The organism is Anaeroplasma sp., assembly GCF_034179385.1.
Lineage (GTDB): Bacteria > Bacillota_I > Bacilli_A > Acholeplasmatales > Anaeroplasmataceae > Anaeroplasma.
On sequence record NZ_JAXFPY010000057.1, the window covers coordinates 1 to 12524 of the forward strand.

8 protein-coding genes are annotated in these 12524 nt (G+C 30.5%); all 8 read right to left on the reverse strand.

Annotation, left to right across the window (positions count from 1 at the left end; translation table 11 throughout):
- Positions 1–13: 13 nt before the first annotated feature.
- On the reverse strand, positions 14–460 hold the full coding sequence (locus SPJ17_RS03705) for a hypothetical protein (protein ID WP_321092871.1): 447 nt from the start codon (positions 458–460) through the stop codon (positions 14–16).
- A gap of 1130 nt (positions 461–1590) precedes the next feature.
- Positions 1591–1932, reverse strand: a complete 342-nt coding sequence (locus SPJ17_RS03710; protein ID WP_321092872.1) for a hypothetical protein — start codon at positions 1930–1932, stop codon at positions 1591–1593.
- 71 nt (positions 1933–2003) lie between these two features.
- Positions 2004–2867 carry a hypothetical protein gene (locus tag SPJ17_RS03715; protein ID WP_321092873.1) on the reverse strand — a complete coding sequence of 288 codons (864 nt, stop codon included), beginning with the start codon at positions 2865–2867 and terminating at the stop codon, positions 2004–2006.
- Between the two features lie 4 nt (positions 2868–2871).
- Positions 2872–5727, reverse strand: a complete 2856-nt coding sequence (locus SPJ17_RS03720) for a UvrD-helicase domain-containing protein (protein WP_321092874.1) — start codon at positions 5725–5727, stop codon at positions 2872–2874.
- Between the two features lie 102 nt (positions 5728–5829).
- A complete protein-coding gene (locus SPJ17_RS03725; RefSeq protein WP_321092875.1) occupies positions 5830–6003 on the reverse strand; it encodes a hypothetical protein in 174 nt (57 codons plus the stop codon).
- A gap of 373 nt (positions 6004–6376) precedes the next feature.
- Complete coding sequence (locus SPJ17_RS03730; protein WP_321092876.1) at positions 6377–9136, reverse strand: cation-translocating P-type ATPase; 2760 nt, start codon at positions 9134–9136, stop codon at positions 6377–6379.
- Positions 9137–9145: 9 nt separating this feature from the next.
- Positions 9146–11599, reverse strand: coding sequence for an Mbeg1-like protein (locus SPJ17_RS03735; protein WP_321092878.1), 2454 nt, complete (start codon positions 11597–11599; stop codon positions 9146–9148).
- Between the two features lie 9 nt (positions 11600–11608).
- Positions 11609–12295: a hypothetical protein gene (locus SPJ17_RS03740; protein ID WP_321092879.1), complete on the reverse strand. Its 687-nt coding sequence runs from the start codon at positions 12293–12295 to the stop codon at positions 11609–11611.
- Positions 12296–12524 lie beyond the last annotated feature (229 nt).

A 12524-nucleotide genomic window follows, 5' to 3' on the forward strand; every position in this document is an offset into this window, starting at 1 on the left:
TTACTTTAAAATATTAAATACTACTTTTAATCTTTTCTATTTCATCTGCTGTATATTCTTTTATTAAACCAAGCTTCTTTGCATTTAAATAAAGCTGATACTCTTCAGGAAACTGACTACTTAAATCATATGGCATTAAATATATATGTGCTTTTTCTTTATACATATTAACGCCGTTCATGTTTTTAGATGACTCCCACATCGATACTCTTTCGAATTCTTCACCGGTATCATTTTTGACAAATGAGTAATAATAAAAATAGTATTCTTCGTATTGATATAAGCACAATTCTTTTTCTATATTTTCCTCTTCCCAAAAGAAATCAGAATGCTTAGCAATAAAATCTCTTTCAACTCCGCTATATGAGTTTTTATTGCTACAAGAAGTCAATACAAATATAAAAGACAAGGTAGCTAATATAAATAAAAGGGTCTTTTTAAATCTAATTTCAAATACCATCTGTATACTCCTGACCATAAATTAATGTTTCGTTTTTTGAATGTGAAGATACTGGATAACTATATGGCATAGTTAATGTATTTGTAAACCATCTCTCAACGCATAAGTTTCTCTCAGTTGTCATTATTGAGGTTAAGCCTTCTTTTTCCCAAATCAAATTATAATCCATCTTAAACACAAAAATCAATAACAACATTATGATTTTTGTGTTTCCCCATTTTTTAATTCATGTCAAAAAATGCCAAAATTATGCCATTCTAAAGGGAACATGCATTACAGTAAATAAATCCCTTCTTCGAGGCTTTCTTTTTGGATATAATTTTTCTATTATTTGGGTTGTATTTATGTCAATTATTTTTTTGATATCATCAGCAATCTATATAGCCACATATGAATATATTTTCTAATTCGTATTATCTGTCTATTAATGTTTTTCCTAATGCTTTTAAATTGATAATATTATTAAATAACATTACCACTGATAAATTATTTTACAGATCCATTTGGAATAACTTCTATGTATTTGCAATTTTTAGATTTAATCCGACAAATGTTTTTAAAAAAACCCGATAAATGTTATGCTTTTAATCCGACAAATGTTAAATTTAACAATTGGTGTATATTTAAATAGATTGGCATCTTATAAATTATTTGTAATTGATGAGTGGTTAATTAATGATTTGACACAAGATGACATTCAATTTTTATTTGAATTATTTGAAATACGATATGATAATCTTCAACTATTTTTGTTAGTCAGTATAAAACAGCTGACTGGCATACACGTTTAGGTGGTAGTTTACATGCAGATGCTATTATGGATCGTATTGTACATAATTCTACTACTATTGAATCTGGTAATGTTAATATGAGATAAAGAGCACATAAAAATAATAAATACATATGGAATAAATAAAACCATATTTAGTTCACATTTATTCGCTACAAAAAATAATGAACCATCCGCTTTTAAAACGGGTGGTTCTATTCCCGTGAATAGGTGGCTCTCTAACTGCGAATCGCTGGCGCTATTCAGGCGAAATATTCACTTCATTTATTTTAATAATATTATTTATTATTAGTTACATATAAAATGCTAATCTACATCAAATCATTATCTTTGTTCAATTTTAAAAAAAGCTAGAAAAATCAAAAAAAGAACTCATAATATCTAGATTATATTTTTCACAAAATTCATTAATTACCTTACCAGGAATATCAAATTTATATTTAGAATATATTTCTTCTATATCTTTTTTGATATTATCTCTTAATTCATATATATTTTCTTCTTTTTCGTATGAAACACCAGTTATTTTTCCAAATTGAATAAATACCTCCCACAAATCAGATGAAGAATAAACATCTACTTCAATTTCATCTAACGCAACTTCACATTGTAATAAATATCTTCCACACCAATGTCTTCTTTCCTCACTAAAAAAATCCGTTTTATCTTCCCATTTCAACATACTTTTTCCCTCATTTTCTATATTTTAAAAATTTTAAACTCTTTCTTTGAAATCACTATTTAATACAAATCTTAAATCTCTCCAGGATATAAGCCTATCTTTTCTTCAAGCTCTGGCATAGATTCTCTCTTCTCTAAGGATTCAAGCTTTAATACATCATCTGGAGTATAATTCCTTTTCGCAATGAAATTAATAAAGGATAAATAATTAATAAAATCATCACTAATCTCATGGTATTTATCATAGGTAAGCTTTAATGCTCTATACGCATTTCTATAATTTTCTTCTACAGCTATACCTGTTAAATAGCAAACCATAGGCCACAAGGACTCACCATCTTCTATATCATCTTGGAAGGCCTTTTTCGCTTTTATTGCATATTTCTTATTTAATTCATCTAATTTATAATCAAGATCATAGGCCAAAGAAAAAATAATAAATATCTTATAGGAATCTATGCAATCCTCCCCCTTAGATTCCATTAATAAATGAATATAAATTTCTCTCATTTCATTTAATAAATCGAAATCATTATTATATACAGCTAAACCCATAAACCCACTAAATGGAGCCTGCTTTCCTGGATATAGGCTAAAATGAATATCTAATAAGCATTCAAGCTTATCTATAGTAGATATACTATCTATATCTAGAATTTCTTTAAAATTTAAGAATAATTTTTTTGTAATCGAATAATCTACAGGAATAAAAACATCTCTTTTTATTCCATGAATAGAATCTATATTCTCTTTATCAAAAGAATCTATATCCTTTAATACATATTTCTCGTTCCATTTTTTAAAAGTAGAATCGGACACATTTAAATTCTTTATGTCATCATAAACACTAGGATATTCTACTTCCATTTTATAAAGACTACAATCAAAGAATTTATAGACCTTTTCAAATTCTTCTAAATTTAAAATATGTGCCATACGATCACTCCTTTAAAACAACTAAATGCCTCAAGGCTCTAGAGGAGGCTAAATATTCCTCTTCCTTGCTCATACCTAAAGGATATACATAAACCTTTTCAAATTCAAGTCCCTTTACATCATCTACTAATAAAATATTAATATAATCTCTATCGATTTTATCCTTTTTTAAAACATTAATAAATTTACATTTATTCTTTGTCTTAAGTATTTTCGTATAGTTAAAATCCTTAACAATTAATGCACAGCGATCCTTTTCCTCATCAATCGCAAGTAAATGATCTATACTTACTTCCTCTGCCCTACCATAAACTCCAATAGGCTGCATATTGGTATCAAATTTCTTATTTAAATACCAGCATACCTCCTTAGAGGATCTATAATTGACATTTAAAATATATTCCTTAAATAAGAAAGGAAGCTCAAGAGTAGAATTTATGCTAGAGGCATCAATTCTTTGCTTTAGGTCGCCAAAGAAATTATAGCTTGCATAAGGATAAATGTCCTTAATAAGCTCAAATTCCACTCTAGAATAATTTTGATATTCATCAATAAATATGGTAGTTGTAAATGGATAATCTATATTTAAATCTTTAATTAAATATAACAATAGGAATTTATAATCGATTAGATTATAGGAATCTTTAATTAAAGAATTTAAATAATGAGAAGCTAAAGTTAATTTATATGAAGGAAGCTTACCTTCCTTATATAAATTATAATTCTTAATTTCCTTATTATAGCTTATATAAGCATCGATTTTATGAATTAAATCCGAATCCTTATTGAAATATTCTATAAATAGATTTCTATTCGTATAATTCTTTAATAAATCTCCCTTTTGATTATATTCTACATTATCCTTAAATACGGATTTAATCTTTAATAAATCATTATTTTTAAATTCCTGAATTAAATTCATAAATGGTATTTTAGAGAATATCTTGATTATATCCTCTATAGAATCTTTATTTATGAATATATTTTCCTTTATTTTTAAATATTTTGAAACTAAAGCATCTATCTTAGATAAATCCTTTAAACATTCAAAAAAATTGAAATTTAATTCATTTAGGAAATCCTTATTATAGATTTTAGGATTTCTTTTTTGTATAGCATTAAAGCTATAATCTATATTTAAATCATATTGCTTTGTAATTGAATTTAATAAGGAATCATAAAATCCTTCTAAGCTATAATTTCTAATTCTATCGAGCTTTAATTCACGAGCGAGTAAATCTCCTTCTCTTTTTAATAAGATATTCGAAGATATAACTAATACCTCTTTAGGATTAAAATCCTTTTTATGAAATGCCATATAGGCAATCTTATGGAATAGAATCATAGTCTTACCAGACCCAGCACATCCATTCACTAAGATATTTTCATTATTTAAATTCGAAATAATTTCAAATTGCTTATTCTGAATGGAATGAATAATTTCATGTGTTTCCTTAGATAATCTTTGATCCTTTAATATTTGATTTAAATATTCATCTGTAGATACAATATTGGAATTCTTTGGATTTAATTTATTAAATAAATCCATAAAGCTTTTATATCTTTTATATTCAATCGTATGATTTCTTACTAATTTTATATCTAAATCCGATTCAAGTAAGGATGCATACATATAATATGGAGATGCTTCTACACTTCTCCAATCATACACAAAGCCTAAAATTGCATCCTTACCAATATAATAGGACTTATCCTTAATCGTAACACTTCCAAAGAATGGAGATAGAGCTACCTTATTCCAATAATCCTTCATGGATTTATTGTAAAAATAATCCTCTGTCTCTTGAGGGTCATAATCCTCATCATATGGATTATTCCAGGAGGTATCTCTTACGATAGTTTTGGCTTTATATTCTGCACTAGATAATTCATTTAATTTATTTTCTACTAAGGATAAATAATTTCTTTCCTTAACAAATTCTCTTTCACTATAATTTAATTCCTCTATAGGCTTATTTAAAAAATCATTTTCTGTAAAGAAATTATTTAAGGCAGAAGGGAATAGAAATTCCTTTTCTATTCCATGAGAAAATAAAACCTTAAAATATCCACTTTTATAATCCACATTAGGAGTAATCGATACAATTTTACCTTCCCCAAATTTATCGTGGAATAGTATTTTACCAATATTTTTCTTCGCTAAGGCTCTAAATTCCTCTCTTATAGGAACAATACTTTCATGAATACCTTCTCTATTATATTTCCATCTATTAAAGCCTTCCTTGTTAAAGCCGTTAAAATCATAGCCCTCTTCATCATATGGAGTACCATTTTTATGCATATGATCCTTATTAAAGCCTTGTGCATTATAGCCATATTTATCATAGCCTTCTATATTATAGCCTTTTTTGTTAAAGCCTTCTTTATTAAACCCGTATGTGTTATAGCCCTCTTCATCAAAGCCTAAGGAATCATAGGTTTTCTTCTTTATTTGGCTTTTATGAATACCATCCTTATTAAAGCCTTCACGATTGAAGCCTTCCTTATCATACCCTAAGGCATTATAGCCTTCTTTATTATAGCCATATTTGTCATAGCCATATTTATTATAGCCATCCTTATTATAGCCAAAACGGTCATAGCCTAGCTTATCTAGGCCATCCTTATTATAGCCATACATATCTAAGCCTTCTATATCATAGCCATCACGGTTGTAGCCATTTCTATCAAAGCCATCTATGTTATAGCCCATTTTATTATAGCCTTCACGATTGAAGCCTTCCTTATTATACCCAAAGCGGTCATAGCCTTCCTTGTTATAGCCATCCTCATCATAGCCATCGATATCATAGGTTTTTATTTTATTTTCTTCTTTTTTCTCATTATTAAAGAATTTCATGCTTACACCTTCATTTATATTATTATAAACAAAAATATATATAAAAAAAAGAAATCCCCTAAAGATTTAAGAAAATTAAAGCTTTAAGAGATTTTAAAATACTTATCTATATAAAAATATAGTTTCAGTATAATCCGCATATGTTCCATCTTCAAATTCATCATTTTTTAATGTTAATTTTAATAAAAGATTAGAAATAACATATTCTGTAAGTCCTTCATATCGAGTAGAATCAGCTTTATACCAAATATCTTTATTTTTCCATTTTACCATCATTTTGACGGCAAAACAATGTGTTTTTACCATCATTTTGAATGTTTTGTCAAGGTAAATAGGTTTTTAGTACTTCTACATTTTCTTTTTTTCAACGATACTACCAATAACTGCAACTCTTGTTTCAATGTTTTCCATAAAAATCTATAAAATTTAAAAAAGACTATGTAAAAGTAAAGTCAAAAAATCATTTTTGTATTGCTGTACTTTAGGGGAGAAAAAACTTTCCCTATTTTTTCATAAACTGTAAATTATCGAATTATTTTAAGGTAAAAATTAGTTTTTATATGTTAATTCTAAATAAAATAAATGTTATTTTTACAATTTCCTAATAAAAAATGAAAGGCGTCCATTCAAGGACGCCTAACTTTTACTTTTACTTATTTCTTGTATGCTTATGCCAAACTAAAACTAAGAATTCATGGATTACAATTGGGATTAAACATAATCCAATCGTAATGAACCATTCCATAAGAGATAGCCAGCTTGTCTTAAATATAGAGTTAATACCCGGTACCATTACAACAACAATTTGTAATGCAATACCTAAAGCGAAGGCTAAAGCCATCATCCAGTTCTTATCCTTAAAAATATGAATGAAGGAGTGCTTAACATCACTCATACCAATCATATGCGTAAGCTCAGAGAATGCTAGAGTAACGAAGGCCATAGTTCTTGCCTGATCTAGTATGCCTGGATTTGCTTCATAGAATTGCTTAATTCCACCTATGGCGTTTACCTCATCCATATGCATCCATGCAGGAACGAAATATGCTAATATTACAGAAATTGATAGGATAGCACCATATAGAAGCGTAATTAACATACCACCATTCGCAAATATACCCTCGTGTGGGTCTCTTGGCTTCTCATTCATTAAGCCTTGCTCCTTTGGCTGCATACCAAGTGCAACTGCAGGAAGTGAGTCTGTAACTAGATTTACCCAAAGTAGGTGAATCGCAATGAGTGGAAGAGGCATACCTATCATGATTAATACAAGCATTAGGATAACCTCAGCAATATTAGAGGATAATAGGAATAATACGGTCTTACGAATATTCGAATAGATACATCTACCCTCTTCTACAGCCTTTTCAATCGATGCGAAATTATCATCGGTTAATACCATATCTGCAGCACCCTTTGCTACATCTGTACCTGTAATACCCATAGCAATACCAATATCCGCAGCCTTTAATGATGGAGCATCGTTAACACCATCACCTGTCATTGCGGCAATATGACCATTTGCCTTAAATGCCTTTACGATAGATACCTTATTTTCTGGAGAAACTCTTGCGAATACTCTTGCCGTTTTAACGCATTCTCTTAGTTCCTCTTCGCTCATATTATCGACATCTTCACCTGTATGGCACTCTCGAATGTCAGAGGCAATACCCAATTCCTTTGCGATTGCGAAGGCAGTATCCTTGTGATCTCCTGTAATCATTACTGTAGTAATACCTGCCGTTTTGAATTTCGCCACTGCATCCTTTGCCTCAGGCCTTGCAGGGTCAATCATCGCAACCATACCAACAAAGCATAAATCTGCCTCTTCAATATCATCCTTATAGCGATAAGCTAAGGCTAATACTCTTAAAGCCTTATCTGCAAAATATTGATTCTTTTCATAGATTGCTTTTATATCATTATCTCTAATTTCTCTTTCCTTGCCATTATCTAAAATCTTAGTGGCTCTTTTTGTAATAGAATCTAATGCACCCTTAGTAAATACAATAGATTTACCTTCATGCTCATGTCTTGTAGACATAAGCTTTCTTACAGAATCAAAAGGTAATTCCTCTACTCTTGGGTAGGATTCTTCTAGATTTTTCTTATGTAAATTAAAATCATTTGCGAAAACAACTAATGCAATTTCTGTAGGATCTCCATATAATCCCTCATCGACTGTCGCATTTGAGCATAGGCTCATACCTGTTGCAAGAAGAGTTAAATTAAAGTCTTTATGGCCTTCCTTAAAATCCTCTCGAACATATAATTTTCCAGGTACATAAGCCTCAAGTACCGTCATCTTATTTTGAGTTAAGGTACCTGTTTTATCGCTACATACGACACTAACACTACCTAAGGTTTCAACAGAAGGGAGCTTTCTTACAATCGTATTGGCCTTAACCATTCTTTGAACACCTAAAGATAAAACAATAGTAACAACTGCAGCAAGTCCTTCAGGAATTGCAGCAACCGCTAAGGAAATTGCAGATAATATAGCCTCAATATATGCATCAACTACACTACCCTTACCATCAACAAAAATCCAAATAATTTCAACAATGAATACTAACAAAACTACAGCTAGGGTAATGAAACCTAAAATCTTAGATAGATTTGCTAAAACCTTCTGTAGTGGAGTCATCTCTTCTTTATCTCCATTTAGGCCTTCTGCAATCTTACCGATTTCTGTATTCATTCCAGTTCTTGCAACTACACCAATACCTCTACCATAGGCAACGGTTGTAGACATGAAGCAGGAATTTACCTTATCTCCTAAGGCAACCTTATCTGTAAATACAACATTAGAATCCTTTTCAACAGGTACAGATTCACCAGTTAATGAGGATTCATTAACCTTTAAATTTACTGCCTCAATCAACCTTAAATCAGCACCTATGGTATCGCCTTCTTCAATAATAACGACATCACCGGGAACTAAATTAGAGGATTTCACCTTAATTCTTTTACCATCTCTTATAACTGTAGATTCAGGACTAGACATTTTCTTTAATGCCTCTAGTGAGGTTTGTGCCTTAAGCTCTTGAATCGTACCTATAAATGCGTTCATCAAAATAACAATTAAAATGATGATAACATCAGGCCAATCTCCTGTTGAGAAGAAATCAAAGGATCCTCCTTCCTTTATAACCTTGATAGTCTCATAAATAGAAACACCAACAGTTACTGCAATTGCTGCAAATAATACATAAATCATTGGGTCCATAAGCTGAGATAAGAAAATTTTAAAAGGACCATCCTTCTTCTTTTCCTTTAAAATGTTTTCCCCATATTCATTTAATCTTTTTTCGGCCTCAGCCAGACTTAATCCCATCTCTCTATTTGTGCCTAAATCCTTGATGACCTCTTCCTTATTTAAGCATTCATATGCCTTTACTTCACCCATAAAAGCCTCCTAATTCTTTTCGCTTAAAGCGAGCTCTATTATTTTATTACATAAATCCTTTAAAGAAATTCCTGCCTCATTTGCCGAGGAAGCAAATCTAGATTCTAAATTGATTTCAGGAAGTGAGTCTACCTCAATACATACATAACTTCCATCATTTTTAATAATGAAATCGGACATAGAATATTCCTTCATGCCTAAGGCCTTTGCTGCCTTTTCCGCTTGGTTGGATAATTCTTTAATGAAACGATTAGAAAATTTCTTATTAAATCTTAAAACTTCCTTACCATCTAAGCTTAAATCAGAATCCTTATCTAAGGTATTTAAGGCAGCATTCTCTAAAATAGGTAAGGCAACCCCATTGAATGTAGAAACACTAAACTGTCTACCTACAATATATTCCTCTACTAATACCTCACTATCCCATCTAAAGGATTCCTTAACCGCCTTTATAAAAGCTTGCTGGTTCATAACAACACTAATACCTAAGCCTATACCACCATTACATGGCTTTACAACGACAGGGTAGTGAAAATTCTTTTCCTCAGGGGTTACTATCTCATCATCCTTTTTGATTAAATAGCCCTTAGGTACAGGAATACCTTGATCGCTTAAAATCTTTTTTGCAACAAATTTATTAGTAGATATAGCACTAGAAAAATAATCACAGCCTGTATAATCAATACCAAGTAAATCAAAGGTAGCCTGTAGCTTACCATTTTCGGCATCTCCACCAAGTAATGCGATAAATACTAAATCCGCCTTTTTACAGATTTGAAGTACATTTGGTCCAAAATAAGAATTGCTCTTATCCGCTCTTCTCTTTTTTACTGCCCATAAATCCGCAATCTCACTTGAGGTATCCATTTCCTTAAGTGAATATTTTTCTGGGTCTAAAAATGGATTATCAATAACCTCTTCTTCGTCATGATATCCCATAAAGGAATCTAATAAAATGACATTATAATTTAATTCCTTTAAGCATTCCTTTATCTGATATCCACTCTTAAAGGAAATATTTCTTTGTGTAGATAATCCACCACAAAGTACGACAATATTTAATTCCTCAGGAAGACTATATTCTGCTTCCTCTACAATATCCTTTTCAAGAGTAATATCAGAACCATCCATATTAAGCTTTAGAGTCTTTAAGGCTTCCTTTGTCATAGATACAATAACTAATAACCCCTTAACCTGCTCCTTAGAAAGCTCAATATCAAATTTCTTTTTCGCAACGGATTGAATAATCTTCGTAGTTATTGAAGATACATGGAGCGCTAAAAAGTTCGATAAATTAACAATACGATCTAACTTCTTCGATTGAATAATTTCTGCCATCATATCAATCATATTCGAAAAATCATCCATACCAAAATGCTTCATAATACCCTTTAGGGCAGGTAAGAAGGCTTGATTTTCCATAGAGAACCTGATAACAAAGGCAAGTAGAAATGCTGTATTATTCGAATATTTTTCATCCTTGATTAAATCACAGACAAAGGAAATATAATCGGATACGGTATTGTCTACAGATGAACCAATAGAAAATGCCTTTTCTACTAATATACCAACCAATTGAGCACTTTCATTTCGCTCCTTATCCGATACATCACTTCTAGACATCGAATTAATAAATTGATCTAAAATCTGCATCTCTGGTGCTTGACCTCTACTATTAATTCGCATATTGTATTTACCATCCTCTTGGAAATCAAAGAAGGTATTTGGACAATGTGCTTCTGCAAATCCACCTTTACCATAATCATATCCATGGTAATAAATTCTTTTACCGATATCATTTAATAAAATATTAACATAATCATAATCGACATTATGGTTTTCAATAATATCCTGTCTCTTTAGGATTCTATCCTTATAATGTGCAATAAATACATCACTAAAGCCCTGTCCATCAAAGGATACACACCTGTCTACGGTGTCATTTAAAATAGTAATATATTTCGCTTTATTACCGCCCTTAGAGTGACCGATAATGGTAACGGTATATTCTCCTAATTTATATTTATCATAAATTTGCTTATACCACTCAAGTGCGTTAATTTGCTGAAGAGAATCAATTTGGTTTGAGGCAACAAAATCATCTGTCCACTCATTTAACGCTGTACCACGGAAGGCAACTACCGCTTCCTTTGTCTTCTCGTTCAAAAATAGGGCAGAAATTCCACCTCCACCACCATAGGCTGTATCCATATGGGTATCTAGAATAACTAAATCTAAAATATTATCATGCCTTTTCATAGCTAAGACTAAATTCTTAAAATCAAAACCATTCATATAGGTAGAATATTCAAATTCCATATCAATCTTATCCATATCGATAGCATTTAAATAATCCGATACACTTCTTCCCTTCGCATTTAAAATTCCAGTAAATGGATAGGTTTCCTCAAAATATGTTAAATTCTCAATTAATAATAATTCATCAACCTTAAATAATGCCATATAACTCTCCTACATTATACGAAATACTAAAGAAACGTAATTTTTTTGATTTTCTCTATCCTTTACATAGGAATCTAAGGAAATATTATCCATATCCTTATTCTCTAAATCAAACAAATAATAAAGGATACCATTTGTATTAAAGCCTAATTTTTTAAACACTTCTGTAATCTTATTTAATGAAGCATTGATCTCACTTTCATTTGGCATGGAATCACATAAAATAAATATCTCTGTATTTCTACCTAATTCCTTCTTATTCCATAATGCATCCAAATCCTCTATTTTATCTGAAATCAAGAAAGGAAATACGGTATAAGCCAAAGCTTCAACTCCATTTTTCTTTAATTCCTTTTCTATTCTCTTATCATATTCATTCTCAAAGGGAACATCATAAAAATTATCACTGAATGTATCATTCTCTCCCATTTTATATCTTAATGTATAGGTAACTAAGCTACCCTCATTTCTAAAATGTATCTCTGTGTAATTTCTTTTTTTGTCCTGTGGTAAAAAGGATACCATAGTCAAATTATACATAGGGTATCTTACATTAAGATAAACGCTACATTTTCTTATCATATGAAGTGCCTCTACCTGATAGTCAAATAAAAGCCCCTCTTCGATTCTATCATCATCGGTATAAGCATATTTTAATAATTCCTTTTCATTTTCTGTCAAGTTCATTTTATTCATAAAATTCACCCTTTTCTATAACGTTTTAAAAATTATATCACAGAGTGATATTTTTTAAAAGAAATTCGCTTATGTTTAAAATTTAAGTATGAAAAAGGAGTGAAAAACACTCCTAGTTCTCCTCATCATCAAAGGTAGTATAATGATGGATTTTATGAGGCTTTACAATCTCTTCTGGGATGTTTTCTGCAACCCAAGGACACTGTGCACCCACCTGAATATCATAAAT